Annotated in this window: 20 protein-coding genes, 3 tRNA genes and 1 other RNA gene; 23 read left to right on the top strand and 1 reads right to left on the bottom strand. The window is 69.6% G+C overall.

What is annotated here, in order from left to right:
* Positions 1–74 precede the first annotated feature (74 nt).
* Positions 75–1349, bottom strand: a complete 1275-nt coding sequence (locus IFSED24_RS02490) for an N-acetylmuramoyl-L-alanine amidase (protein WP_491333647.1) — start codon at positions 1347–1349, stop codon at positions 75–77.
* 215 nt (positions 1350–1564) lie between these two features.
* On the opposite strand from IFSED24_RS02490, the gene glmM reads away from it, so the two are divergent.
* The 23 genes from glmM to IFSED24_RS02605 all read left to right on the top strand — a co-directional run bounded on the left by glmM (position 1565) and on the right by IFSED24_RS02605 (position 26657).
* Positions 1565–2899, top strand: a complete 1335-nt coding sequence (gene glmM / locus IFSED24_RS02495) for a phosphoglucosamine mutase (RefSeq protein ID WP_491333648.1) — start codon at positions 1565–1567, stop codon at positions 2897–2899.
* 11 nt (positions 2900–2910) lie between these two features.
* Positions 2911–4731 (top strand): glutamine--fructose-6-phosphate transaminase (isomerizing), encoded by a 1821-nt coding sequence (gene glmS, locus IFSED24_RS02500; protein WP_491333649.1) that lies wholly within the window; start codon positions 2911–2913, stop codon positions 4729–4731.
* A gap of 86 nt (positions 4732–4817) precedes the next feature.
* A tRNA-Sec gene (locus IFSED24_RS02505) sits at positions 4818–4916 on the top strand.
* A gap of 82 nt (positions 4917–4998) precedes the next feature.
* Complete coding sequence (locus tag IFSED24_RS02510) at positions 4999–5637, top strand: DUF5683 domain-containing protein (protein WP_491333650.1); 639 nt, start codon at positions 4999–5001, stop codon at positions 5635–5637.
* 1 nt (position 5638) lies between these two features.
* A complete protein-coding gene (gene lepA, locus IFSED24_RS02515) occupies positions 5639–7432 on the top strand; it encodes a translation elongation factor 4 (RefSeq protein ID WP_491333651.1) in 1794 nt (597 codons plus the stop codon).
* A 33-nt stretch (positions 7433–7465) separates the two neighbouring features.
* A complete protein-coding gene (lepB, locus tag IFSED24_RS02520; protein WP_491333652.1) occupies positions 7466–8374 on the top strand; it encodes a signal peptidase I in 909 nt (302 codons plus the stop codon).
* A complete protein-coding gene (locus IFSED24_RS02525) occupies positions 8371–9495 on the top strand; it encodes a coproporphyrinogen-III oxidase family protein (RefSeq protein ID WP_491333653.1) in 1125 nt (374 codons plus the stop codon). The genes lepB and IFSED24_RS02525 overlap by 4 nt, the downstream gene beginning before the upstream one ends.
* A 93-nt stretch (positions 9496–9588) precedes the next feature.
* Positions 9589–10626 carry a heat-inducible transcriptional repressor HrcA gene (gene hrcA, locus IFSED24_RS02530; RefSeq protein ID WP_491333654.1) on the top strand — a complete coding sequence of 346 codons (1038 nt, stop codon included), beginning with the start codon at positions 9589–9591 and terminating at the stop codon, positions 10624–10626.
* Positions 10627–10637: 11 nt separating this feature from the next.
* On the top strand, positions 10638–11234 hold the full coding sequence (locus IFSED24_RS02535; protein ID WP_491333655.1) for a nucleotide exchange factor GrpE: 597 nt from the start codon (positions 10638–10640) through the stop codon (positions 11232–11234).
* A gap of 20 nt (positions 11235–11254) precedes the next feature.
* Positions 11255–12388, top strand: a complete 1134-nt coding sequence (dnaJ, locus tag IFSED24_RS02540; RefSeq protein ID WP_491333656.1) for a molecular chaperone DnaJ — start codon at positions 11255–11257, stop codon at positions 12386–12388.
* 11 nt (positions 12389–12399) lie between these two features.
* Positions 12400–13197, top strand: coding sequence for an RsmE family RNA methyltransferase (locus tag IFSED24_RS02545; RefSeq protein ID WP_491333657.1), 798 nt, complete (start codon positions 12400–12402; stop codon positions 13195–13197).
* A 43-nt stretch (positions 13198–13240) separates the two neighbouring features.
* Entirely contained in the window at positions 13241–13693 is a 453-nt protein-coding gene (locus tag IFSED24_RS02550; RefSeq protein WP_491333658.1) for a GatB/YqeY domain-containing protein, read from the top strand.
* Between the two features lies 1 nt (position 13694).
* Positions 13695–14246, top strand: coding sequence for a CvpA family protein (locus IFSED24_RS02555; protein WP_491333659.1), 552 nt, complete (start codon positions 13695–13697; stop codon positions 14244–14246).
* On the top strand, positions 14243–16678 hold the full coding sequence (locus IFSED24_RS02560; RefSeq protein WP_491333660.1) for an endonuclease MutS2: 2436 nt from the start codon (positions 14243–14245) through the stop codon (positions 16676–16678). The genes IFSED24_RS02555 and IFSED24_RS02560 overlap by 4 nt, the downstream gene beginning before the upstream one ends.
* Positions 16679–16764: 86 nt before the next feature.
* Complete coding sequence (gene dnaG, locus IFSED24_RS02565; protein ID WP_491333661.1) at positions 16765–18483, top strand: DNA primase; 1719 nt, start codon at positions 16765–16767, stop codon at positions 18481–18483.
* Positions 18484–18538: 55 nt separating this feature from the next.
* Complete coding sequence (gene rpoD / locus IFSED24_RS02570) at positions 18539–20263, top strand: RNA polymerase sigma factor RpoD (protein WP_491333662.1); 1725 nt, start codon at positions 18539–18541, stop codon at positions 20261–20263.
* A gap of 61 nt (positions 20264–20324) precedes the next feature.
* Positions 20325–20400: transfer RNA gene (locus IFSED24_RS02575), tRNA-Ile, on the top strand.
* A 39-nt stretch (positions 20401–20439) separates the two neighbouring features.
* Positions 20440–20516 (top strand) — tRNA-Val (locus IFSED24_RS02580).
* 123 nt (positions 20517–20639) lie between these two features.
* A complete protein-coding gene (locus IFSED24_RS02585; RefSeq protein ID WP_491333663.1) occupies positions 20640–21365 on the top strand; it encodes a zinc ribbon domain-containing protein in 726 nt (241 codons plus the stop codon).
* A gap of 11 nt (positions 21366–21376) precedes the next feature.
* Complete coding sequence (locus IFSED24_RS02590; protein WP_491333664.1) at positions 21377–22069, top strand: ribonuclease HI family protein; 693 nt, start codon at positions 21377–21379, stop codon at positions 22067–22069.
* A 64-nt stretch (positions 22070–22133) separates the two neighbouring features.
* Positions 22134–22515, top strand: an RNA gene (gene rnpB, locus IFSED24_RS02595) — RNase P RNA component class A.
* A 57-nt stretch (positions 22516–22572) separates the two neighbouring features.
* On the top strand, positions 22573–24501 hold the full coding sequence (gene recJ, locus IFSED24_RS02600) for a single-stranded-DNA-specific exonuclease RecJ (protein WP_491333665.1): 1929 nt from the start codon (positions 22573–22575) through the stop codon (positions 24499–24501).
* A complete protein-coding gene (locus IFSED24_RS02605; RefSeq protein ID WP_491333666.1) occupies positions 24498–26657 on the top strand; it encodes a RelA/SpoT family protein in 2160 nt (719 codons plus the stop codon). Before recJ ends, IFSED24_RS02605 begins: the two co-directional genes overlap by 4 nt.
* The last annotated feature ends 1 nt before the right edge of the window (position 26658 follow it).

The following is a 26658-nucleotide window of genomic DNA, read 5'->3' on the forward strand; positions in this document are numbered from 1 at the left end:
ACCTCCTGATTGGCAATGGAAGAGATATAAATTCTATTTAGTGGAGCAGACTCATAAAGGTTGAAAGCACCATATCACGTAGTGAGAGACCTCACCAGGATCAAAGTCCCCCCGGGAATCCGGTTCTCCCGGATCTCCGACCCCGTCCGCACCCGCCCCCCCGGCAGCAGGTAGAGCGTCGTGTCGCGCCGGAAGTGGGGCCCGCAGAGGTCGTAGGCGGTTCGCAGCGGGGTCACTTCCCCGGCATACTCGTAGCCCAGGAACACCCGGGTCCCCGGCGCCAGCCGCCGGAAGTCCCGCTCGGACATCTGGTCGCCGCGCCGGATGCGGCCGTTGGGTTCGACATAGAGGGTGGTGCGGTGCCGGTGCGCCCCACCCGCCACCGCGCTCGCGGTGGTCCCGTCCCGACCGATGACCCGCCAGGACCGCGTCGGCGCCGCGGGTTCGGCCGGCGGCTCCTGGTCCAGCAGCACCAGCGTGCCCCTGGGAACCCGCGACCAGTCCCGGATCTCGTTGCCGCGCCGCCGCTGCCCCGACGGCAGGACATAGACCGTGGTCGGGTCGTCGTACTGGTCGCGGGCGATGAACCAGGCTGTGCGGGTGGGGGTGATGACGTTGGCGTCGGGGCCGGCGAACTGGGCCTCGGCCTGACGGGCGGCGCCGGTGTCGCCGCTGAAGAGGACGGTGGCCAGGTAGGGGTCGCCCACGGTGAGGCGGCCGGCGAGGACGTCGGGGTCGGCGTGCGGCTGTTCGTCGAGGCCGAGCTGCGTGCGCACCTCGGGCCGCGCGAAGAGCATGCCGCAGCGCTTGCGGCCGCGGTGCGCGTGCTGGTGCCAGCGGTTGCGGCTGCCGTAGGCCACCATGCTGTGGGTCAGCACGTTCTCGTCGGGGATGTCGTAGAGCGACTGGAGCTGGCGGAGCAGTTCGGCGAGCGCGGTGATCTGGGCGCCGGTGAGGTCGCGGTTGTGGTAGCCCACCACCTCGATGCCGAGGGAGACCTGGTCGATGTTCTGGCGGCCGTTCCACATGCTGCGACCCGCGTGGCGGGCTTCGCGCTGGCGCGAGATGATCCGGTAGACCCGCCCGTTGCGCAGGACCACGTAGTGCGCCAGGCCGCCGCGGCGGATGCGGGCGAGACTGGGCTGGTCGCTGCCCTCGGTGGTGTGCAGGACGATGTAGTCGGTGCGCTCGCGCAGCGGTCGCTGACGGTTCAGCGGGCTGTAGCGGTCGCTGATGCGCAACTTGGCGGCCGCGGCGGTTTCCAGCCACCCCAGACCGGCCAGGATCAGGATGATCGTGAGCCAGAGGGTGGGGCGCGTGGCCGCGAAGCAGGGCCTGGTTCCGTCCATGGCTTGCCTCCTGACCATCAGGCTAATCCGGGCAGGTAGGCTTCCGCAAGCAAGGATTTGACGGATGCGCATCCGGGTGGCCGATCAGGAGGGTGGGACGAAACCTGGTTGCGGTGGATCGAGGTGCTGAATACAATCCATCCCTGGCCGGTGGTGGGATCGGCCCGCCGCTTGCTACATGGTCAGGCATCGTGACTCTTATCGGAGGAGATATCTTGGTCTTGCGAGTCAGTGTCTCGGGTGTGCGCGGCGTCATCGGCGATGGTCTGGACGCCGTCACCGCGGCGCGCTGGGCGGCGGCGCTGGGCGCCTGGCTGCCCGCCGGTCCGGTGGTGGTGGGCCGCGACAGCCGGATCTCCGGGCCCATGATCCGCGACGCGGTCGCGGCCGCACTGGCCAGCACCGGCCACCCGGTGCGCGATATCGGCATCGCCACCACGCCGACCACCGAGATGGCGGTCCAGGAGACCGACGCCGTGGGCGGGATCATCATCACCGCCAGCCACAACCCGGCCCCCTGGAACGCACTCAAGTTCCTGGAGGGGCGCGGCCTCTTCCTGGACGCGGCCCAGAATGCCGAGGTCCGGGCGCATTACGAGGCCCAGGACGGACACCGACCCTGGGACGAGCTCGGCACGGTCACGGGCGAGGACGGCGCCGACGAGCGACACCTCGACGCCATCTGCGCCCTGCCCTGGCTCGACCGCGACCTCATCGCCTCGCGCGGCCTGCACGCCGCCGTGGACGCGGTGGAGGGCGCCGGCGGCCGCATCGTGCCGGCCCTGCTCGAGCGGCTGGGCGTGCGCTGCAGCCCGCTGGGCTGCGGCCTCAGCGGCCGCTTCCCCCACGACCCCGAACCCACCCCGGCGCACCTCGCCGACCTCTGCGCCCTGGTCGCCGAGCAGGGCTGCGACGTGGGCTTCGCCGTGGACCCCGACGTGGATCGCCTGGCGCTGGTGGCCGACGGCGGCGAGCCGCTCAGCGAGGAACTGACCCTGGTGCTGGCCGTGGACTTCGTGCTCGGCCGGCAGCCCGGCGACGTGGCGGTGAACCTTTCGACTACCGGGCTCATCGAGGTGGCGGCGGCCCGCCACGGCGCGAACGTCTGGCGCACGCCGGTGGGTGAGGCCAACGTGGTGGGCACCCTGCTGGCCGAGGGCTGCGTCCTCGGCGGCGAGGGCAACGGCGGGGTCATCTACCCCACCCTGCACCCCGGCCGCGACGCCCTGGTGGGGATCGCCATGATCCTGCAGCTGCTCGCCGAGCGCGCGCAGCCCCTGTCGACCGTGGTGGCGGCCCTGCCGCCGGTGGCCATGGTCAAGGAGAAGGTCGCCGCCGAGGATCTGCCCGCGGGCGCGGCGCTGGCCGCCCGCCTGCGCGACCTCGGCCCGGGCGACCTCGACGATCGTGACGGCCTGAAGTGGATCGGCCCGGAGGCCTGGGTCCACGTGCGGCCCTCGAATACCGAACCGGTGGTGCGGATCATCGCCGAAGCGGCTAGCGTGGAGGAGGCGCGGGCGCTCATCGCCCGCGTCCGCCACCAGTCCTGAAGGAGCCTGCCATGTGCGGAATCGTCGGCATCACCGGGGACCCCAACGTCGCCGTCAACCTGATCGAGGGGCTGCGCCGCCTCGAGTACCGCGGCTACGACTCCTCGGGCATCGCCATCCAGCAGCCCGACGGCATGATCTGCGTCAAGAGCAAGGGCAAGATCCAGGATCTGGTCAACAGCATCGACCTCGACAAGCTGCAGGGCCAATGCGGCATCGCCCACACCCGCTGGGCCACCCACGGCGAGCCCAACCAGATCAACGCCCATCCGCATCAGCACGGCAAGGTCGTGCTGGTGCACAACGGGATCATCGAGAACTTCCAGGCGCTCAAGCTGAAGCTCCAGGAGAACGGGCACGAGTTCCTCTCCGAGACCGACAGCGAGGTGTTGGCCCACCTGATCAGCAGCCAGTACGACGGCAATCTGGAGACCGCGGTGCGCCGCGCGCTCAAGCTCGTGGAGGGCACCTACGGCATCGCTGTCATGCACGCCGACGAGCCGGGCAAGATCGTGGGCGCCCGCCGGGGCAGCCCGCTAGTGGTCGGCGTGGGCGACGGTTTCAACGTCCTGGCGAGCGACGTGGCCGCCATCCTGGGCCACACCCGCCAGGTGATCTACCTCGACGACTGGGACATGGCGGTCCTGACCCCCGAGGGCGTCCAGACCACCGACATCGATGCCCACGAGGTGGACAAGGAGATCTCGGAGATCACCTGGGACCTCGACCAGATCCAGAAGGGCGGCTACCCCCACTACATGCTCAAGGAGATCTTCGAGCAGCCCGAGACCATCCGCGACGCGTTCCGCGGGCGCATCCTGCCCGCGTCGGGCGACGTCAAGCTGGGCGGCCTGCAGCTCACCGACTGGGAGCTGCGCAACATCCGCCGCATCGTGATCCTGGCCTGCGGCACCAGCTACCACGCCGGCCTGGTGGGCGAGTACCTCATCGAGGAGTACGCACGCATCCCGGTGGAGGTGGAGTACGCCAGCGAGTTCCGCTACCGCTCGCCCATCATCGATCCCGGCACGCTCTGCCTGGTGATCAGCCAGTCGGGCGAGACCATCGACACGCTCGAGGCCATGCGCGAGGCGCGGCGGCGCGGCGCCAAGGTCGTGGGCATCACCAACGTGGTGGGTTCGACCATCGCCCGCGAGACCGAGTGCGGCATCTACATCCACGCCGGCCCCGAGATCGGCGTGGCCTCGACCAAGGCCTTCACCAGCCAGGTCACCATCCTGATCCTGCTGACCATCCTGCTGGGCCGGCGGCACCACATCAACGCCGAGTACGGCATGGAGATCATCGAGGAACTGCAGAAGGTCCCCGACAAGATCCGCCAGGTCCTCGACCAGACCGACAAGATCAAGGAGATCGCCGAGGTCTATGCCAACCACTCCAACTGCCTTTATCTGGGGCGTGGCGTGAACTTCCCCATCGCGCTGGAGGGCGCGCTCAAGCTCAAGGAGATCAGCTACATCCACGCCGAGGGCTACCCCGCGGCCGAGATGAAGCACGGCCCCATCGCGCTCATCGACCCCGACATGCCCGTGGTCGTCATCTCGACCCGCGACAGCAGCTACGACAAGATCCGCGGCAACGTCCAGGAGGTCCGGGCGCGCAAGGGCAAGATCATCAGCGTGGTCACCGAGGGCGACGAGGAGATCACCGCGCTGAGCGACCACGTGCTGACGATCCCCCACTGCCGCGGCATGCTGACCCCACTGCTGTCGGTGGTGCCGCTGCAGCTGCTGGCCTACCACATCGCCGTTTTGCGCGGCGAGGACGTGGACCAGCCGCGGAACCTGGCCAAGGCCGTGACGGTGGAATAGGCGTTTCGCGCTGGTGAAAAGGCGCCGGGTGGATTACCGTTAGGAGGTCGGCCCGCGTGGCCGGCCACGACATTGGCGACGAGTGCGGGAGCGAATGGGTCCTGGTGGGCCCCGGGGACTTCAAATCCCTCTGTCGGGCGCGTCATACCGTCCGAGGTGGGTTCGATTCCCACACGTTCCCGCCATTTTCTGCCCGGAACCCGCTGCCGGTGGCGGCGTTGCAGCCTAGCGACGCACCCACCAGGGCAACGGCGACCGGAGGACCACGTGAGACGTGCACGGCGAGGGCAGCAGGGGCGTGAGGGGCGAGCCGGGGTCCTGGTGATCCCGGTGCTGGCGATGCTGGCCACGGTGGCCATGGCCCAGGAGCCCGCCAGCGCCGACACGAGCCTGGCCGCCGCGCCCCCCGACACCGTGCCGGTGGCGCTGCAGATGCCCGAGGTCCGCGATTTCTTCGACACCGGCGTCAGCGCCACCACGGCCGTGCTCATGTCGCCGGTCTTTCCGGGCTGGGGACAGCTCTACGCCGAGGGGAGCTGGCAGGCCATGGTGGCCTTCGGGGCCCAGTGGTTCTTCTGGAGCAACATGCTGACGCGCGACCGTCAGGCGGTGCGGTCGCGCGACTACGCCAAGACCCTGGCGCCCGGCTCGGACGTGCGCGCGGTCTGGGACTTCAACGCCGACGAGTACTACGAGCAGATGCGCGATTTCGCCTGGTGGTCGGGCGCGGTCCTGCTCCTGGTGGCCCTGGACTCCTACGTGGAGGCGGGCCTCTACGGCTTCGACGAGGAGCCGGTGCCCGTCCCCGACCGCTTCGACGAGTTCTTCGACACGGGCCTGCCCGAGCCCCCCGGCTCGCGAGGCGCCCCGAACCTGGTGATCTGGCAGTGGAGTAAAAAGTTCTAGCATGGAGCACTCGCGCAACTTCTGCATCATCGCGCATATCGACCACGGCAAGAGCACGCTGGCCGACCGCCTGCTCGAGCACACCGGCACGCTCAGCGGCAAGGAGCTCAAGGAGCAGGTGCTGGACTCCATGGACCTGGAGAAGGAACGCGGCATCACCATCAAGAGCCACCCCATCCGCATGGACTACCGGCGCCCCGACGGCCAGGCCTACGTCCTGAACCTCATCGACACTCCGGGGCATGTCGACTTCAACTACGAGGTCTCGCGCAGCCTGGCCGCGTGCGAGGGCGCGCTCCTGGTGGTCGACGCGGTCCAGGGCGTGCAGGCCCAGACCATCAACAACCTCTACCTCGCCCTCGAGCACGATCTGGAGATCATCCCGGTGATCAACAAGATCGACCTGCCCGCCGCGCGACCCGACTACGTGGCCGAGCAGTTCATCGACCTCATCGGCTGCGATCCCGACGACATCCTCATGGTCTCGGCCAAGACCGGCGAGGGCATCACCGAGCTGCTGGCCGCGATCTGCGACCGCATCGCGCCGCCGGTGGGCGACCCCGAGGCGCCGGTCAAGGCACTGATCTTCGACTCGGTCTTCGACCCCTACGTCGGCGCCGTGGCCTACGTCCGCATGCTCGACGGCCGCCTCAAGCACCGTGACGTCATCAAGCTGGTGCGCGGCGGCGAGACCTTCGAGATCCAGGAGCTGGGCTACTTCCGGCTGGCGCGGCTGGCGCAGAAGGCGCTCACCGCGGGCGAGGTCGGCTACATCGCCACCGGCGCCAAGGACGTGCGCCACGTGCGCGTGGGCGACACGGTCACCCTGCGCGACCGCCCCTGCGCCGAGGCGTGCTCGGGCTACGCCGAGGCCAAGCCCATGGTCTTCTCCGGGCTCTACCCCACCAACAACGACGACTACGACGACCTGCTGGACGCGCTCCAGAAGCTCCAGCTCAACGACGCGTCGCTGACCTGGGAGAAGGAGACCTCGGCCGCGCTGGGCTTCGGGTTCCGCTGCGGCTTCCTCGGCCTGCTGCACATGGAGATCATCCAGGAGCGCCTCGAGCGCGAGTACGACCTGGACCTGATCTGCACGCTGCCCAACGTGGAGTACGAGGTGAAGACCAAGGACGGCGAGGTCTTCAAGGTGGAGAACCCGGCGCTCCTGCCGGGCGAGCGCGAGATCCAGGAGATCCGCGAGCCCATCGTCCACGCCGCGGTGATCACGCCCAAGGAATTCGTGGGGGCGGTGATCCAGATCACGCTCGACCGGCGCGGCGTCCAGACCAAGATGGAGTACCTCGACACCGAGCGGGTGAACCTGGAGTTCGACATCCCGCTCTCCGAGCTCGTGGTCGACTACTACGACAAGCTCAAGTCGGTGAGCCGCGGCTACGCTTCGCTCGATTACGAGTACCGGCGCCATCAGGCCGACAACCTCACCCGCCTCGACCTGTTGATCAACGGCGACCCGGTCGATGCCCTGACCTGCATCGTGCACCGGGACAACGCCTACAGCTGGGGGCTGAAGCTCTGCCAGAAACTGAAGGAGCTCATCCCGCGCCAGATGTTCCAGGTGGCCATCCAGGCCGCCGTCGGCACCCGGGTGCTGGCCCGGACCACGGTCAAGCCCTTCCGCAAGAACGTCACCGCCAAGTGCTACGGCGGCGACATCTCCCGCAAGCGCAAGCTGCTGGAGAAGCAGAAGGAGGGCAAGAAACGCATGAAGCAGGTGGGGTCGGTGGAGATCCCGCAGGAGGCCTTCCTGGCGGTCCTGCGGGTGGAGCGCTGACCAGCATCACGAACCGGAGAGACGAGATACCCAATGAGCGACACCTCCGCCCGCCGCCGCCATCCCGCCGCCGGCAACAAGGACGAGGCCGCGCCTCGTGAGACCGGGGTCAAGGTCAAGGTCCAGCGCTCGGCCCGCCAGACCGCCTGGGAGTGGCTCAAGGCCATCGCCTGGGCGCTGGCGGTGGCGCTCCTGATCCGCCAGTTCCTCTTCCAGGCGTTCCGCATCCCCACCGGCAGCATGAAGGACACGCTCCTGGTGCACGACTTCCTGTTCGTGAACAAGTTCATCTACGGCGCCGAGACCCCCGACCGGCTGGTCATCCCCTTCGTGAACAAGACCCTGGCCGAGAACGTGCCCCAGCTCAAGCTGCCGGCGATCCGGCAGCCGCGGCAGGGCGACATCATCGTCTTCGAGTTCCCCCAGGACCGGAACCAGGACTACATCAAGCGCTGCGTCGCGGTGGCCGGCGACACGGTCCTGGTGCGCGACGGGATCCTGCGAGTCAACGGCGTGGTCTACGAGTCCAACTTCGCCGACCACGACGGCGACCACACCTGCGTCCCCGACTGGCGCGACCGCGGCCGCTGCCCCGAGCCCCACTCGCGACTCGATCCGGTGAGCCTGCCCCGCGGCCCCTTCAACAAGAACTACGGCCCCCGGGTGATCTCGGCGGGCCACATCTTCATGATGGGCGACAACCGCTACAACTCGCAGGACAGCCGCTACTGGGGCGAACTGCCCCTGGACCACGTGCGCGGCAAGGCCGAGATCATCTACTGGTCGTACGAGAACACGTTCTTCATCCCGCGTTTCGACCGTCTCCTGAAGATCATCGACCTCGATCCAGACCGCCGCTGGCTGCAGCCGGTGGTGCGGATCCTGGCGCTGCTGCTGATCGTCGGCGGCAGTGTCTGGTCCTGGTATCGCGGTCGGGAGTGAGCGGCCTCTACCTGCACGTCCCGTTCTGCGGGGCCATCTGCAGCTACTGCCATTTCGCGCGTACCGCCGACCACGACGCCGCGTTGCGCCGCCGCACGGTCCAGGCCCTGATCGGCGAGCTGGCCCTGCGCCGGGAGCGCTGTCCCACGCTGCGTGAGGGGCGCCGCCGTCTGCGCACCGCCTACCTCGGCGGCGGCACGCCTTCGCAGCTCGCACCCGACCTGGTGGCCGTGCTGCTGGCCGGCACCGTGGGCGCCCTGCCCCGGGCCGCCGATCTGGAACTGACCGCCGAGGCCAACCCCGAGACCCTGGACGAGGCCACCGCCAGCGCCTGGCGCGACGCGGGCATCGGGCGAGTGTCCCTGGGCGTGCAGAGCCTGGACCCCACGGTGCTCCGGCTGCTGGGCCGGCGCTGCGATCCGGCCACTGCCCGCCGCGCCCTGGCCTGCGCCGGGCGGCACTTCCCCCGCGTCTCCGCCGACTGGATCCTCGGTCCCGGGATCGCACGCCAGCGGTTGCTGGACGAGCTGGACGAGGCTTGCGACCTCGGCGTCGAGCACCTCTCGCTCTACATCCTCGAGCTCCACGAGGGGACCGCCCTGGCGCGCGCCGTGGCCGCCGGTTCGCTGACCCTGCCGCCCGACCACGAGACCGAGGCGCTCTACCTGGCTTGCGTCGAGCACCTGGACCGCCGGGGTCTGCGCCAGTACGAGGTCAGCAACTTCGCCCGGCCCGGCGCCGAATCGCGGCATAACCAGGCGTACTGGCGGGGCGTGCCCTACCTCGGCCTCGGCCCGTCGGCCAGCGGGTTCTGGGGGCGTCGCCGCTATACCAACGTGGCGGACCTCCAGCGCTATCTCGCGCAGGTCGAGGCGGGACGGATCCCCGAGGCGCTGGTCGATCCGCTGACGCTCCGGGCCCGCCGGCTCGAGCGGCTGATCCTGGGCCTGCGCACCGCCGAGGGGGTTCCCACGGCCTGGCTGCCGCCTGGCGTGCTGGATCTGGCGCGCGGGGAGCGGGAGCGGCTCTGGACCAGGGAGGCCGGCCGGTTGCGGCTCACCGCCCGCGGCTACCTGCATCTGGACACCGTGGAGGAGCGGCTGGCGGCCGTGGTCGGTTGACACCTCCAAAACGCCGGTATTACCTTGTCGTTCCACGCGGGAATCGGGGGTCCGAGTCCCGTTTTTCGTGCCACGAGAGGGATCAACGAATCCATGATCAAGAACCGCGAGCGTGCCGACGAGATCCTGGACGCCGTGGTCCGGCTCCACATCGAGACCGGCCGTCCGGTGAGTTCCAGCCTGGTCGAGCGCTACCTGCAGCGCGCCTACAGCGCCGCCACCATCCGCAACGTGATGAAGGCGCTGGAGGACGGCGGGGAGCTCGAGCAACCGCACACCTCGGCGGGGCGTCGGCCCACCGATCTGGGATTCCGCCGGTACGTCGACCGCATGCTGGCGGCCTGGCCGCTCGCGCGTTGGGATCTGCCGCGGCCGCTGGCCCGCGACGTGGCCGACAACCTGTCGCGCTTCGCGGGCAGCCACGCCATGGTCAAGGCGCTGGCTGGCCTGCTGAGCCGCCTGACCACCAGCGTGAGCATCATCCTGGGTCCGAGCTGGGAACAGGTGCGCTGCCTGCGGGTGGAGCTCTACCCGCGCGAGGAACGGCGCGTGCTCATGGTGCTGGTGCTGGAGAACGCCATGGTCCGCACCACGCTGGCCGACATGGGGCACGACCTGGCGCCGCGCACCCTCGAGGAGGCGAGCCGCCTGCTGAGCGAGCGGATCGCCGGGCGCACCGTGGCCGAGGTCCGTGACGGGGTGCTCGACAGCTTCCGCGCCGGCGTGACCGCCGCCAGCCGCTGCGCCAGCGCCCTGGCCAGCCAGGGGCGCGACCTGTTCCTGGACTTCGAGTTCGGCGAACTCGAGCTCGAGGGCGTGGCCAACGTGCTGGGCGAACCCGAGTTCGGCGCCCCGGGAACCTTGCGCAACCTGATTCGGTTCCTCGAGTCGCCGCGCTCGATCCGCGAGGCCCTGCAGCAGCTCGACCGCGAGGCGGGCGGCGACCTGGGCGTCTGGATCGGCCACGAGAACCCCGTGGACGACCTGCGCGAGTTCACCATGGTCTCGCACCGCTTCCCCCTCGCCGGTCGCGAGGGCATCCTGGCGGTGCTCGGCCCGCGGCGCATGCCGTACCAGAGAGCCGTCACCGGGATCCACACGCTGCGCGAGGGATTGCGTAGCCTGAGTTGAGAGGACGAGTCTTGAGCAAGAAGAAGCACGAGATCGAAGACGAGGTCGAACTGGCGGAGGCGCCGGCCGAGGACGCCGGCGAATCCGTGGCCGCTGCGGAGCCGGAGCCAGAGCCCGCGGTCGAACCGACCGTGGAGGAGCAGCTCCAGGCCGAGGTCCTGCGCCTGCAGGACGAGCTGGCTGACCAGAAGGACCGCCTGCTGCGGACCGTGGCCGAGATGGACAACCTGCGCAAGCGGACCCGGCGCGAGGTCCTCGAATCGCGCCGCTTCGCCCAGGCCGACCTCCTGCGCCCGCTCCTGGAGATCCTCGACAACTTCGACCGGGCACTCGACCACGCGCCCGAGGTCCAGGACGAGGACCATCAGGCGGCGTTCCACGAGGGCGTGGCCATGATCGCCCAGAGCTTCCGTCAGGTGCTCCTCGAACGCGGCGTGCAGCCCATCGTCGCCGAGGGTGAGGTCTTCGACCCGGCCCGCCACGAGGCCGTGGGCCAGCAGGAGGCGCCCGCAGGGGTCGACAGCGGAACCATCCTGGCCGAGGTGCAGACCGGATACACCCTCGACGACCTGGTGCTGCGTGCCAGCCGGGTCATCGTGGCCCAGTAAGACGCGAGAGACGAGGAGACATGGCGAGCAAACGCGACTACTACGAGATCCTCGGCCTGAGCAAGGACGCCAGCGAGGGTGAGATCAAGAAGGCCTACCGCAAGCTGGCCGTGAAGTATCATCCCGATCGCAACACCGACGACCCCGGTGCCGCCGAGAAGTTCCGTGAGGCCACCGAGGCCTACGAGATGCTCAAGGACCCCGAGAAGCGGGCGCAATACGACCGCTTCGGCCATCGCACCGAACAGCCCGGCATGGGCGGCTTCGGCGCCGGCGGCTTCGCCGGGGGCATGGAGATGGACCTCAACGAGGCGCTCCGCCGCTTCATGCAGGATTTCGGCATGGGCGACATCTTCGGTGGCGGCGGCGGCATGGAGAACGGCGGACGCCGGCAGGGCCGCAACCTCCAGGTCACCCTCAAGCTGAGCCTGCGCGAGGCCGCCCAGGGCGTGACCCGCAAGATCAAGGTCAAGCGGCTGGTGGCCTGTCCGGCCTGCTCGGGCTCGGGTGCGGCCGCCGGCAGCAAGCCGCAGACCTGCCAGACCTGCCACGGCGTGGGCCGGGTGCGGCAGGTCCGTCAATCGCTGCTCGGCCAGATGGTCACCGAGACCGCGTGCCCGCATTGCGGTGGGCGTGGCCAGGTCATCGGCACCCCGTGCGGCGATTGCCGTGGCACCGGCACGGTGCGCGGCGAGGAGACCCTGGAGATCAAGGTGCCCGCCGGGGTGACCAGCGGCAACTACATGGAGCTGCGCGGCAAGGGCGACGCCGGCGACCAGGGCGCCGCGGCGGGGGATCTGCGCGTGATCATGGACGTGGCCGACGACGAGCTCTTCGAGCGGCACGGCGACGACGTCCTGCTCGACATGCCGGTCTCGCCGCTGGACCTCATGCTCGGCGCCAAGCTCACCGTGCCCACCCTCGACGGCAAGGTCGCGCTCAAGGTGCCGGCGGGCACCCAGAGCCACAAGATCTTCCGGCTGCGCGGCAAGGGCATGCCGCACCTGAATCGCTCCGGCGCCGGCGACCAGCTGGTCCGGGTCATCGCCTGGACGCCGCTCGACCTGTCCACCGATCAGATCAAGCAGCTCCAGGACCTGCGCGACGGCCTGGCCAGCCAGGTGCCCGGGCCGGGGCGCGGCATCTACGACTGACAGGGGCAGCGATGCGGCGGTTCTTCGTCGACAGGCCAGCGGAATGGGTGCCCCGGGCGGGGGAGCGGGTCGTGCTCGACGCCGAGCAGACCAAGCACCTGCGCACCGTGCTGCGGGCCAGCGACGGCGACGAGCTGGCGCTCACCGACGGTCGCGGCCATCGGCTGACCGCGGTGCTCGCCGGTGGGGACAAGCGGGGAGCCGAGGTCGAGTTGCGCACCGTGGACCGCGCCGAGCCGGAGGCGGCGCCGCCGCGCCTGCACCTGGCGTGCGCCGTGGTCAAGGGCAAGCGCTTCGAGTTCGCGGTGGAGAAGGCGGTGGAGCTGGGCGTCCACGCCATCACCCCGCTGCGCACGACCCACGGGGTCATCGACCCGCGCGACGGCAAGCACGATCGCTGGCGCGGCCTCCTGGTGGCGGCGCTCAAGCAATCGGGCCGTTGCTGGCTGCCCGAGCTGCATCCGGTGCAGGAGCTGGTCACGGTCCTCGACGAGGCCACCGGGCCGGTTCTCTTCGGCGCGGCGCCCGGCGACCTGGTGGCCGAGACCCCGCTGCAACCGGCGGCCGCGGTGGCCCAGGCCGTGCGCCGGCGCCTCGACGGCCAGCAGCCGCCTGCCGAACTGGTGGTGGCCATCGGCCCGGAAGGCGGCTGGACCACGCCTGAATTGCAGCTGCTGGCCGCACGCGACGCCATCCCGCTGGGGCTGGGGCCGCACGTGCTGCGCACCGAGACCGCCGCCGTGGTGGCCGTGGCGGCGCTGCAGCAGATCCGGCGCGCCTGGCTTGACCGCACCGGTCCCGCGACGTAGACTCCCCGCCACGGAAACGGGCTTCCCGCGAAAGGAACATGCCATGCCCAGCGAGATCGCGGCGCGTCTGAAGCAGGACGTGATTACCGCCATGAAGGCCAAGGACAAGGACCGGCTGGGGATCCTGCGCCAGCTGCAGGCCGCCATCAAGCAGGTCGAGATCGACACCCGCGAGGAACTCGACGACGGTGGCGTGATCAAGGTCATGCACGCCTACGCCAAGAAGGTCCGCGACACCCTGGAGAGCGCCGAGAAGGCCGGACGCCAGGAGATGGCCGCCGAGGCCACGGCCGAGCTCGCGCTGGTCAAGGGCTACCTGCCGGCCGAGCTGAGCGACGAGGAGCTGGCGGCGCTGGTGGACGAGGTCATCGCCGAGACCGGCGCCAGCAGCCTGCGCGACATGGGCGGGGTGATGAAGGTGGCCGTGCCCAAGGTGGCCGGCCGGGCCGACGGCAGCCGGATCAGCGCCATGGTCAAGTCGCGGCTGGCGGGCTGACATGATCGTCTGGGTGACCCTGGCCCTGCTCGTGATCTGCGGCGTCTACGGCTGGCGCGCCGGCGTGGTCCGGCGCCTGGTCGAGCTCGCCGGCGTGGTCCTGGCCATCCTGGCCTCGGCCCGCCTGGCCTCGCTGGTGGCGCCGTGGCTGGGTGAGCATTCGGCCATGGACGAGACCACCGCGCTCCTGGCCAGCTACTTCCTGGTGTTCGTGGCCGCGCTGGTGGGCACGCGCTTCGTGGCCAAGGCCATCGCGGCGTTCGTGCACTGGACCCCCCTCGGCTGGCTCGACCGCGTGGGCGGGGCGATCTGCGGGGTCGCCCTGGGCGCCTTGCTGATCTCGGTGGGCCTGATCGCGGTGAGCCTGGCGCCCCGGGGCGAGGCCGTCCGCGAGGCCTACACGAGCCAGCCCGTGGGCGACGTAATCTTCCACGCCGCCCCCACGCTCTACCAGGGCGCCAACAAGTTGCTGGGCGGCCGGGCCGACGAACTCTGGCAGAAGGCCGTGGACCTGGGCGGCGAGGTGGTGGAGCGGGCGGAAGACGGCTCGTGATCACGCTCCTCGAACGCCTGGCCGCCGCCGACCGGATCGCTGGCGAGCGTCCGGTCTGTTCGGGCCGGGCACGCCAGCTCCTGGGCTGGCCCCACCTCACGCGGCAGGTGGCGCGGCATTGCCACAACGCCCGCGCCGTCGCCGCCACCGAGGCCCAGCAACCCTACGCCGACGCTGATGTCATCGACCTCGTGCGCTCGCTCGCCGACGAGTTGCGGCCGCTGGCGGATGCCGGCGCCTGGCCGCCCATCACCGACGTCTCGAGCGCGCTGGACATCCTCGAGCAGGACGCGCCACGCCTTCTGGAGGGCCAGGATCTGCTGGCGGTGGCGCGTCTGGCCGAGGATCTCGACCAGCTGCGCGGCTGGTTCCTCAAGGCGCGTGCGGAGCTGCCTGGCTGGGGCGAGGCCGCGGCCCAGATGAACGATTTCGCCTCCCTCGCCGCCGAGCTCCGCCGCTGCCTCGATCGCGACGGCCAGCTCGCCGACACCGCGAGCCCCCTCCTGGCGCGTCTGCGCCGCACCACTCGTGATCGCGAGCAGCAGGTCCGGCAGTCGGTGGCCCGGGCCATGAGCGAGGCGAGCCGCCGCGGCTGGACCACCGCCGGTGAGGTCACCATGCGTGGTGACCGCTTCTGCCTACCGCTGCAGGCCAGCGACCGACGCAAGGTCTCCGGCATCGTCCACGACCGCAGCCAGACCGGTCAGACGGTCTTCGTCGAACCAGCCGAGACGGTCCAGCTGGCCAACGACCTGGCCGAAACCCGCTTCGAGATGGCCGCCGAGGAGTCGCGCATCCTGCTCGCCCTGAACCAGCAGGTCGACCGGGCGGCGCTGGCGCTCGTGACCGCCGCCGGCGTGATGCTGCTGGCCGACCGCGTGCGCGCGAGCATGCTCTGGAGCGAGGAACGCCACGCCCAGCGTCCGCAGCTGATCGCCGGCGCCACGCCCCGGATCTGCCGGGGGCGGCACCCGCTGCTCGAGGAGTCCGTCCGGCGCCGCGGCGAGGAACCGAAAGCGGTGATCCCTCTGGACCTGGACCTGCCGCCGGACCGGCGTGTCCTGGTGATCTCGGGGCCCAACGCCGGCGGCAAGTCGGTGGCCATGAAGACCGTGGGCGTGCTGGTCCTGCTGGCCCAGTGCGGCTGGGACGTGCCGGCGCGCGAGGATACGCGGCTGCCGCTGGTCCGGCGCCTCTTCGTGGATCTGGGCGACGAGCAGTCCATCGAGGACTCGCTGTCCAGCTTCTCGGCGCACCTGACCCACCTGCGTCGCTACCTCGCCGAGGCCGACCAGCACAGCCTGCTGATCCTCGACGAGGTGGGCTCGGGCACCGACCCCCAGGAAGGCACGGCGCTGGCCCTGACCGCGCTGGAGCGGCTGGCCGAGCGGGGAGCGCTGGTCCTGGCCAGCACCCACTTCGGCCTGCTCAAGGCCGCGGTCCACGACCACCCCGCCATGATCAACGCCGCCATGGATTACGACGAGGACTCGCTGGCCCCGCTGTTCAGCCTGCGCCTCGGGGATCCCGGTGCGAGCCACGCCTTCGACATCGCTGCCCGGGTGGGCCTGGAGCCCGCGCTGCTCGACCGTGCCCGCCGGCTGGTGGGCGAGGAGCGCTACCAGCTCGAGCAACTGCTGCAGGATCTGGCCCGCCGCGCCCGCGATCTCGCCGACCGCGAGGCCGAGGCCAGCCGCCACCTGGCCGAGGTCCAGCGGCACCAGGCCGAGCTGGAGACGCGGCTCGCCGGGATGAAGAAGGAACTGGCCGGCGAACGCGAGGAGGTCCGCCGGCGTGGCGAGGAGCTCCTGCGCCAGGCCCGCCGCCGCCTCGAAGAAGCGGTGCGCGAGGTGCGCACCACCCATGGCGACCGGGTGGTGGTCAAGCGGGCTCGCGACCGCCTCGACGAGGTGGCCGACCAGCTTCCCGCCGGCAGTAGGCCCGCTGCGGGCGCGCCCAGCGACCTGGCGCCGGGAGAGCGGGTCCGCGTGCCCCACCTCGGGCTGAAGGGGCAGGTCACCGAGATCCGCGGCGACAAGGTGGGGCTGCTGGCCGACGGTTTGCGCCTGAGCGTGGAGCGCGACGCGGTCGAGCGGCTGGAGGGAGCCGGCGACCGTGCGGCCCCGGATCCGACCACCGGACCCACCCAGACCGCCGGCGCCTGGACCTGGGACCACGACGATCCCGGCATCCCGCCCGAACTCGACCTGCGCGGCCTGCGCGTGGAGGAGGCCTGGGAACGTCTCGACCGCCTGCTCGACCGTGCCGTGCCAGTGGGGCTGGCGAGCGTGACGGTGATCCACGGCATGGGGGAGGGCCGCCTGCGCGACCACCTGCTGCAACGCCTGGGAACCGATCAGCGCGTGGCGTCGTTCCACCCCGGGGGCGAGCGTCAGAACAATTTCGGCGCCACGGTCATCCACCTCCGTTGAGCACATTGTTGCAACAATGTTGACAAATCCTCTATTGATCCGTACGTTTGAGGGTCCTCCGGACCTGATCAGCAGAAGGGTTCCAGGTGGCCGCGCTCCCTCCTGAAATCATCGCCAGGGTGAAGGATGAGACCGACATCGTCGATCTCGTCGGCCGTTACGTACGCCTGAAGCCGGCGGGGTCGAGCTGGAAGGGACTCTGTCCGTTCCACCAGGAGAAGACCCCCAGCTTCCACGTCAACCCCGTGCGCCAGAGCTACAAGTGCTTCGGCTGCGGCGAGGGCGGCGACGCCATCAGCTTCCTCATGGCCACCGAGAACCTCACCTTCCCCGAGGCCATGGAGACCCTGGCCCGCTCGCTGGACATCGACCTGGCCCAGTACCTGCAGCCGGGCGAGGACGAGGGCGAGAAGCGCGCCTTCTTCCGCGCGGGCGAGGTGGCCTGCACCGCGTTCCGCGAGGCGTGGCAGGACCCGCAGCTGGGCCATGCCGCCCGCGAATACCTCACCGACCGCGGTTTCCTGATCGAGACCCTCGACCGGTTCGACGTGGGCTGGGCCCCGCCCGGCGATTGGTTCCTGCATCAGCTCGCCAAGCAGGGCGTGAGCGAGGACCTGGCCCTGGCCGCCGGTCTCGTCCGGCGGCGGGACTCGGGCGGGACGTTTGCCTATTTTCGCGAACGGATTATGTTTCCCATCCGAAATATCGCCCGGCAGGTCGCTGGATTCGGCGGTCGGCTCATCGTTCCGGGGGAGCCCAAGTACCTCAACTCCGCCGATAGTCCCCACTTCACCAAGGGGAAGCTGCTGTACGGCTTCGACACTGCGCGCATGGTGATCGCGCGGGCCAAGGTCGCCGTGCTGGTGGAAGGGTACCTGGATCTCATCGCGCTGGCCCAGGCCGGCGTGGCCAACGTGGTGGCCACCTGCGGGACGGCCTTCACGCCCGAGCAGGCCCGGTTGCTGCGCCGTGGTGCACAGAAAGTGGTCGTGCTCTTCGATGGCGACCAGGCCGGACGCAAGGCGGCCGTGCGCACGAGCCATGTGTGCCTGACCGCGGGACTGGAAGCGGAGATCGCCGCGTTGCCGCAGGGCAAGGATCCTGCCGACGTGGTCATCGAGCAGGGAGCCGCGGCGCTGCAGGACGTGTTCGCGGGCGCCATGCCCTACCTGCGCTTCGTGCGCGAGGCGGTGGCCCGGGCGGGAGACGATCGACACGCCCTGGAGAAGGGCGTGCGACAGGTCCTGACGACCATTGCCGAGGTCCCCGACGCCATCCGGCAGCAGTACATGCTGCGCGAGGCCGCGGATCTCTTCGGACTGGAGGAATCGGTGCTGCGCCAGAGCCTGAACGAACTGTCCCAGCACCCGCGACCGCGTCCGCAGGCGACGCCCGCCGAGGCGGTGTCCGCCGACCCGTCGCCCACGCCCACGGTCCGGAGGGCCACCTTCCGGACCATGACCGGGGTCCGCCGCGACCACGTGGAGACCGTGCTGCTGGCCCACGTCCTGCGCGACGGGACCGGCGCGGCCGCCCGCCTGTTCGTGGCCGAGGGCGAGGATCTGGAATTCAGCACGCCGGCCGGCGAGAGCCTGGCCCGCGAGCTGGCGGCCTGGCAGCAGGAGGGCGGCGACGTGCCGCCCCGTGCGTTCGTCGAGCAGCGCTGGCACGCCCAGGATGCCGGCTATCGTGCCTTCGTCACCGATCTGCTCGAACAGGACATCCCCGAAGGAGGCGAGACGGAACGGGCGGTGCGCGAATCCATGGCTAGATTGCGCCTCGCACGACGGATTCAGAACGGCTAACGGAATATCCCGCGCCGGTCGCAGCCGGCGCCATATCAGAGGGAGCCGCACGTCGATGAACAAGAACCGTTTCGACAAGCTCATCGAGGCCATCCGCCGCACCGCCAGCAAGCGTGGCGGCTGGGTCCTCAACGACGATATCAACGAGCTGCTGGCCGACGACGTGGTGGACATCGATGCCATCGACCGCGTCTACGGCAAGCTCCAGGAACTGCAGATCGATTATTACGATAGCCGCGAGGAGGCCCAGAAGCGGCTCTCCACGCGGCAGAAGAAGGAAAAGAAGAAGGTCGCCACGGCCAAGAAGGCCGTCCGGTCGAACATCAAGTACGACGACCCGGTGCGCATGTACCTGCGCGAGATGGGCAAGGTCCCCCTGCTGACCCGGCAAGGGGAAGTGAAGCTGGCTCGCCGCATGGAGGATGGCCGCATCCGCGTCATCCGCGCCACCATGAACTCGCACCACGCCATGAAGGAACTGCGGCATTGCGCCAACCAGCTGGTGGGCGAGGCCATGGCGCTGGAGCGTGTGGTGCAGCTCGACAACAGCAGCTGGAACACCGGCCATTCGGCGCGCCGCGAGGGCAAGCGGATCCTGCGCAGCCTCGACCTCATCGAGAAGTGGCGCGAGGAGATCGGTGACCAGAAGAAGGAACTGGCCTCGTGCCAGAACAGCACGCGCGTGGCCACCCTGACGCGGATGCTCGCCGCCCGCGAGAAGAAGATCCTCGAGACCTTCCTGGGGCTGAACCTCTCGACGGAGATGGTGCAGTCGCTGGCCAGCAAGGTCCAGCTGGTGGAGACCAAGATCCAGGGGCTGGAGTCCCGGATCGCCCAGTCGGAGACCGAGGCCGGCGTGGTCTTCTCCGAGATGTCCGCCGCGCTGAAGGACAAGGCGCTGTCGGCTGACCGTCGCGAGACGGTCCAGGAGGCCTACCGGCAGATCAAGAACTACCGCAAGCGCATCCAGGAGATCGAGCGCGAGGTGGGCTTCACCCGCGACGAGCTGGCGCATCTGGCCGGTGAGATCACCGCCGGCGAGGCCGAGGTGGCCGCCGCCCAGCGCGAGATGATCGAGGCCAACGTGCGTCTGGTCATCTCCATCGCCAAACGCTACACCAATCGCGGCCTCGAATTCCTCGACCTCATCCAGGAGGGCAACAGCGGCCTCATGCGCGCGGTCGAGAAGTTCGATTACCGCAAGGGCTACAAGTTCTCCACCTACGCCACCTGGTGGATCCGGCAGGCCATCACCCGGGCCATCGCCGACCAGGCGCGCACCATCCGCGTGCCGGTCCACATGATCGAAGCCATCAGCAAGGTCACCAAGACGAGTCGGCTCATGCTGCAGGAACTGGGTCGCGACCCCACGCCCGACGAGATCGCCCACCGCCTGGACATGCCCCTGGACAAGGTGCAGGCCGTGATGAAGGCGAGCATGGAGCCGGTGTCCATCGACCGCCCCCTGGGCGAGGACGAGGACTCGTCGCTCAGCGATTTCATTCCCGACGACAACGCCCCGTCGCCCGCCCGCGAAGCGGTGCAGAGCATGCTCAAGGTCCAGATGACCAAGGTCCTCAGCACGCTCACCCGGCGCGAGGAGAAGGTCATCCGCCTGCGCTTCGGCCTGGGGGACGGCACGCCGCGGACCCTGGAAGAGGTTGGCACCATCTTCAAGGTCACCCGCGAGCGGGTCCGCCAGATCGAGGCCAAGGCGTTGCGCAAGCTGCGACACCCGAGCCGGTCCCGGAAGCTGAAGGGCTACGGGGAGATGATGTAAAAAATCCAGGACCGGGTTGACCGTGCTGGAGATACGGGTTATCTTCCGCCTCCCGGATTTTGGGCCCATAGCTCAGTGGTTAGAGCGGCCGGCTCATAACCGGCTGGTCCCAGGTTCAAGTCCTGGTGGGCCCACCAGGGCCCCCCGGCAACGGACCGGGGAAAAGGTCCTTCGATGGGCGATTAGCTCAGCTGGCTAGAGCGCTCGCCTCACACGCGAGAGGTCACTGGTTCGAGTCCAGTATCGCCCACCATCGACCCCGGCCGGTCCGGGATCCGTCTGGCGGGTTCGCAACCGCCGTACGGAAGCAGACCGACGAGTGAAGGAGATGGGGTGCCGCTGGCACCCTTTCTTCTTGGAGACAAAGGGAGAGGTCGTGGATCAGCAGCTCGAATTGACCTTGGCCCGCCTGCGCGACCTGGCCGACCTCTACCGCGAGCGGGCCCAGGCCCAGCTTCACCAGGCCGACGGCGTGCGCCGCGAGGCCGACCTGGTCGCCCTCGATGCCGAGTATGTCGACGATCTCGCCGAGGCGGAGAAGCACCAGCGTGCGCGGGATGGCGAGGCCCGGCGACTCGAAGACGAACTCAAGGCCCTGGAGGCCAAGCTGCAGGACCGGCGCCGCCGGCAGGCCACCGACGCGACCACCGTCCTCGCCCTCACCAGCGAGATCGCGAGCCTGCGCCACCGGCGCGACGAGCTCGAGCAGCAGTTGCTGTCGATCTGGCAGCGCAACGACCAGTCCGCCGCCGATCTGGTCGGGGAACGCGGTGTGGTGGCGGCGCAGCGCGAGACCCTGGCCCAGCGCCGCGAGGATCTGGCCCGTCGCGCCGCGCAGGCCGACCGGGCCCTGCCCGAGATCGAGGGCGAACTGGGACACCTGATCCGCCAGCTGCCGGTGCGGGTGGCCAGCCGTCTGGCTCGCCTGGCCCAGCGCCTGGACGATCCCATCGCCGACCTCATCGGCGGGGCCTGCGGCACTTGCGGCCAGAGCCTGCCGCCCCAGTCGGCCGTGGATGCCGATCGTGGCACGGCCCTCGTCACCTGTCAGGGCTGCGGTCGTTTCGTGGTGGCGCGCAGCAGCCGCCGGACCCGAGGCTGAAGGTTAAGGACATGCCCGAGAACAAGAGCCCAGAGACCCTGCCCGACCTGCTGCGCACCCTGGAGCGCAGCCAGGACCTGCGCCCGCTGGCGCGGGAATGCGGTCTGACCGTGCGCGAGCTGCGCAAGCGCCTGGCCCGCTGGCGCCGCGATCTGAACGTCCCCGGCCCGGCCGAGGACGTGGTGGCCGCGCCCGCGGCCAAGACGCCGGCGCGCAAGGGCGGGCGGAGCGCCGCCAGTGCGTACCCGGAACTGCCCGCAGCCGCCGATCTCGCCGAATGCCCGCTGCCCGAGGAGGGCCGCCCGGTGCTCGAGGTCTTCACCGACGGCGCCAGCCGCGGCAATCCGGGCCCCGCCTCCATCGGCGTGCTCTTCCGGCAGCAGGATGGCCCCGACCTCTGCGTCCACAGCGAGGCCATCGGTCGGGCCACCAACAACCAGGCCGAATACCGCGCAGTGCTGGCCGCGCTGGAGCATTGCAGCCGCTGGGGCGTGGGTCGGGTGCATCTGTACCTGGATAGCGAACTGGTGGCCCGGCAGCTGTCCGGCGCCTACCGGGTCAAGAGCCAGGATCTGCTGCCCATCTACCAGCAGGCGATCTACCTGGCCAAGCGGCTGCGCGAATTCCGTGTGCAGCACATACCGCGCGCCAAGAACGCCCACGCCGACCATCTTGCCAACCTGGCGCTCGACTCCCGCCAATGACCTGCATGTTCAGTCACATTATTGTGTGACAAGTGTCAAGACCCGGCCTATCATGGACCACGAGGGAAGTCGGAGAGATGACCGCGGGCCTCTGGCTCGAGGAAATTCCGGGCTCCACAGGGCAGGGCGCCTGGGTAACACCCAGGAGGAGCGATCCTAGGAAAGTGCCACAGAAAACAAACCGCCTCGTCCGGCGGCCTCGGTCGTCCGGACGCGGTAAGGGTGAAACGGTGAGGTAAGAGCTCACCGCGCTCCTGGTGACAGGAGTGGCAGGGTAAACCCCCCCGGAGCAAGACCAAATAGGGGAGGATGAGGTGGCCCGCCTCGTTTGACTCCCGGGTCGGTCGCACGAGGCCGTCGGTGACGGCGGTCCCAGATACATGGTCGTCGCTGCCCGGCGCGAGCCGCGGCGGTAACAGAACCCGGATTACAACCGGCTTCCCTCGCCGAAGTTTCCCGGCCCTTTCACCATGCCTGGAATCGTCCGAGCAGGGGAGCACCGCGTGCAGTACGATTTGCCACTTCCTCCCGATTCCGCGGACGACGACCAGTCGGACTCCACGGCCGGAGGCCCCCCCGCGCAGGCCGCCGGACCGGTGGGCTGGTTCACCGGTCGACCCTGGTGCGCCTGCGAGATGCCCGCCGACGAGACCGTGGATCGCCTGCGCCGCGAGGTGCCGCTCATGGAGCCGGTCAGCCTGCGGCTGTTGACCCTGCTGGCCGGGCGGGGCCTGACCAGCAGACGCGATCTCGAGAGCTTCTTCTATCCCTCGCTCGAACACCTCTCCGACCCCTTCCTGCTCGTGGAGATGGACAAGGCCGTGGCCAGGATCCTGCGCGCCGCGCGCGCCGGCGAACTCGTGGCCATCCACGGCGATTTCGACGTGGACGGGATCACCGGGTGCGCGGTCCTGCACCGCCTGCTGACCACGTTCCAGATGGACGGCAAGCAGGTCCGCACCATGGATCCGTTCATCCCCGACCGCACCCTCGACGGCTACGGAGTGGCGGCCCGCATGGTCCGCCAGTGGGCCGCCGCCGGGGTCACCCTGCTGATCACCGTGGACACCGGCGCCGCCGCCCAGGTCGAGCTCGAACTCGCCAAGCAGCTGGGCATGGACGTGATCGTCCTCGACCATCACATCTTCGAGGAACGCCCCTGCGCCGTGGCGCTGGTCAATCCTCGCCGCCCCGACGCACGCTACCCCAACCCCGATCTCTGTGGCGTGGCCGTGGCGTTCAAGCTGGCCCAGGCCCTGCACCAGGAATGCCCCGACAGCCTGCCCGACGGCTTCCTCGAGAGCCTCACCGATCTGGTGACCCTCGGTCTGGTGGCCGACCAGATGAGCCTGACCGGTGAGAACCGGGTCCTGGTGCGCAAGGGGCTGGCCCGCCTGGCCGATCGCCAGTACATCCGGCCGGGCCTCTCGGCGCTGCTGCGGATCAGCGGTCTCGACCGGGGTTTCCCCGTGACCGCCAGCGACCTCGCGTACCAGGTGGCTCCGCGCCTGAACGCCTGCGGCCGGATCGGTCGGGTGATGGCGGCGCTGGAGCTGCTCCTGACCGACGACCCCGCCCAGGCCGAGCGGCTGGCGCAGGAGGCCGACCGAACCAACACGCGGCGCAAGCAGGCCGACCTCGCGCTCAAGGAAGAAGCCGTGGAGATGGCGCGGCCCTACGTCGAACGTGGCGATCCGGGGCTGGTCCTGCACTCGCACACCTGGCACAAGGGTGTCATCGGCATCGGCGCGGCGCGACTGGTGGAACTCTACCAGCTGCCCACCATCCTCATCGCCGAGGAGGGCGACGAGGCCCGCGGCTCGGCGCGCTCGGTGGCCGATGTGGACGTCAAGGCGGTGCTCGACCGCTGCGCCGGCTTCCTGCTGCGCTACGGCGGCCACAGCCAGGCCGCCGGGCTCACGCTGCGCCGCCGCGACATCCAGGATTTCCGCGAGGCGTTCCTGGCCGCGCTGCGCCGCGAGCCCCAGCAGGGGCCGGTGCCCGTGAGCTACGACCTCGACCTGCCGCTGACCGCCATGACGGCGCAGGACGTGGCCAAGCTGGTCTGGGAACTCGACAAGATGGAACCCTTCGGCTCGGGCAATCCCAAGCCGGTGTTCCGCTGTCCCGGCCTGCGCCTCAAGCAGATGCCCTTCGCCATGGGCGGGGGCGCGCACCTGCGCTTCGCCTTCCGCTCGCCCGAGCGCAACCCGGGCGGTACCCCGGCGCTGAGCCGCGAGTTCGTGGCCTTCGGAGCCGGCGAGGCCTGGCGTCGCGAATCGGCGCAACTCCTCGAACAGGGCCGCGACCCGCTGACCGTCGACTGGGAGGTCCTCTTCCAGGTCGGGCGCAGCAACTTCCGGCCCCGCGGCGGCGTTTATGATCCGGTCCAGCAGTTGCTGGTGGACATCCGCCCCGCCGACATCCCATGAGCCACCAGGACGATCTGCTCGGGCGCCTCGAGGGCATGATCCGACAGGTCGCCGACTACAACCCCGCCAGCGATGGTGAGCGGCTGCGCCGTGCCTATCTCTTCGCCGCCCGCGCCCACGCCGGCCAGAGCCGGCGCAGCGGCGAGCCCTACATCACCCACCTGCTGAGCGTGGCCGAGATCATGGTCGAGCTGCGCCTGGACGACGACACGCTCACGGCCGCCCTCCTGCACGACGTGGTGGAGGACACTCCGGTCACGCTGGAGCAGGTCCAGGAGCAGTTCGGCGACGACGTGGCGCACATGGTCGACGGCGTCACCAAGATCAGCACCCTGGGCATGGCCAACCCCGAGGCCCGCAAGGCCGAGACCTACCGCAAGCTCATCCTCTCCACGGCCGCCGACCCGCGCACGGTGCTGATCAAGCTGGGCGACCGTCTGCACAACATGCGCACCCTCGAGCACATGGCGCCCGAGCGCCAGCGCGACATCGCCCAGGAGACCATGGACGTCTACGCGCCCCTGGCGCATCGGTTCGGCATCGCGAGGATGAAGTGGGAGCTGGAAGACCGGGCGTTCAAGGTCCTCCAGCCAGAGCGCTACTTCGCCATCGAGGCCGGGATCAAGCAGACCCGGACCGAGCGCGAGACGTTCATCGAGAACCTGCGCGCCCCGCTGCTCGAGGCCCTGACCAAGGCCGGCCTGGAGTGCGAGGTCTCGGGCCGGCCCAAGGCGTTCTACTCGATCCACCGCAAGATGCTCCAGCAGGAGATCGGTCTCGATCGCATGTTCGACCTCCTGGCGCTGCGCGTCATCACCCAGACCAAGGCCGACTGCTACCACGCGCTGGGCATCATCCACAGCCTCTACCCGCCCCTGACCGACCGCATCAAGGACTACATCGCCAAGCCCAAGCCCAACATGTACCAGTCGCTGCACACCACGGTGCAGCTGCCCGGCGGCAAGTTCATCGAGGTCCAGATCCGCACCCGCGAGATGCACGAGCGCAGCGAGCTGGGCATCGCCGCGCACTGGCGATACAAGGAGGAGTCGGGCGAGGGCACCGATTTCAGCGACCTGGTGCGCCTGCTCAACCAGATCATGGAATGGCAGCAGGACGAGGACGATCCGCGCGAGTTCATGGAGACGCTGCGCATCGACTTCTTCCAGGACGAGGTGTTCGTCTTCAGCCCCGGCGGCGACCTCTTTCAGCTGCCCAACGGGGCGACCCCGCTGGACTTCGCGTTCGCCATCCACAGCGAGGTCGGACTGCACTGCGTGGGCGCCAAGATGAACGGACGCATCGTCAGCCTGCGCACGCCGCTGGTCAACCGCGCCACCGTGGAGATCCTCACCGCCAAGACCGCGCGGCCGTCGACCAGCTGGCTGGAGATCGTCAAGACCGGCCGGGCCAAGCACCACATCCGGCGCTGGATCAAGAACACCCAGCTGCAGGAGAGCCTGCGCCTGGGCCGGGAGATCCTCGAGCGCGAGGCGAAGCGGCGCAAGCTGCGCCTCAGCATCGATCACGACCTCGCCGACGTGGCCACCGATCTGGGCTACACCGAGATCGAGAAGCTGCTGGCCGCCATCGGGCGCGGCGAGCTGTCGTGGCAACGAGTGCTGCAACGGATCGAGCCGCCCGAGCGGTCGCTGCCCGACCGGGTCATCGACCGCGGCCGCGACCTCTACGACTCGATCCTCCGCCGCAAGGACGGCGGGGTGCGCGTGGCCGGCGAGGCCAACCTCATGGTCAGCTTCGCGCGCTGCTGCAACCCCATCCCCGGCGACGAGATCACCGGCGTGATCACCCGCGGCCGCGGGGTGACGGTCCACCGCATGGGCTGCTCCAACCTCCACGATCCGGCGCTGGCCGAACGCCTCATCGAGGTGACCTGGGACGCCGCACCCGACCAGATCTTCCTGGTCAAGCTGGTGATCCAGGCCAGCGACCGGAAGAACCTGCTGGCCGAGGTCACCCAGGTGATCGGCCATGAGAACGCCAACATCCACAGCGGCGAGTTCGGCGGCGAGGGGGGCATCGCCAAGGCCACTCTGGTCGTGGAGGTCCACAATCTCAACGACCTGCAGAAGATCCTCAAGGCGGTGCAGCGGATCCCCGGGATCGAGCGCATCGACCGCTACCAGGTGGGGTAGG

The organism is Candidatus Latescibacter sp. IFSED24, assembly GCF_058273205.1.

Bases quoted from the DNA above. Each gene is read 5' to 3' on its own strand.
- rpoD (WP_491333662.1), top strand. From the start codon at position 18,539: ATGAACAAGAACCGTTTCGACAAGCTCATCGAGGCCATCCGCCGCACC.
- IFSED24_RS02545 (WP_491333657.1), top strand. From the start codon at position 12,400: ATGCGGCGGTTCTTCGTCGACAGGCCAGCGGAATGGGTGCCCCGGGCG.
- dnaJ (WP_491333656.1), top strand. From the start codon at position 11,255: ATGGCGAGCAAACGCGACTACTACGAGATCCTCGGCCTGAGCAAGGAC.
- IFSED24_RS02490 (WP_491333647.1), bottom strand. From the start codon at position 1,349: ATGGACGGAACCAGGCCCTGCTTCGCGGCCACGCGCCCCACCCTCTGG.
- lepA (WP_491333651.1), top strand. From the start codon at position 5,639: ATGGAGCACTCGCGCAACTTCTGCATCATCGCGCATATCGACCACGGC.
- IFSED24_RS02555 (WP_491333659.1), top strand. From the start codon at position 13,695: ATGATCGTCTGGGTGACCCTGGCCCTGCTCGTGATCTGCGGCGTCTAC.
- IFSED24_RS02590 (WP_491333664.1), top strand. From the start codon at position 21,377: ATGCCCGAGAACAAGAGCCCAGAGACCCTGCCCGACCTGCTGCGCACC.
- lepB (WP_491333652.1), top strand. From the start codon at position 7,466: ATGAGCGACACCTCCGCCCGCCGCCGCCATCCCGCCGCCGGCAACAAG.
- glmS (WP_491333649.1), top strand. From the start codon at position 2,911: ATGTGCGGAATCGTCGGCATCACCGGGGACCCCAACGTCGCCGTCAAC.
- IFSED24_RS02550 (WP_491333658.1), top strand. From the start codon at position 13,241: ATGCCCAGCGAGATCGCGGCGCGTCTGAAGCAGGACGTGATTACCGCC.
- hrcA (WP_491333654.1), top strand. From the start codon at position 9,589: ATGATCAAGAACCGCGAGCGTGCCGACGAGATCCTGGACGCCGTGGTC.
- IFSED24_RS02605 (WP_491333666.1), top strand. From the start codon at position 24,498: ATGAGCCACCAGGACGATCTGCTCGGGCGCCTCGAGGGCATGATCCGA.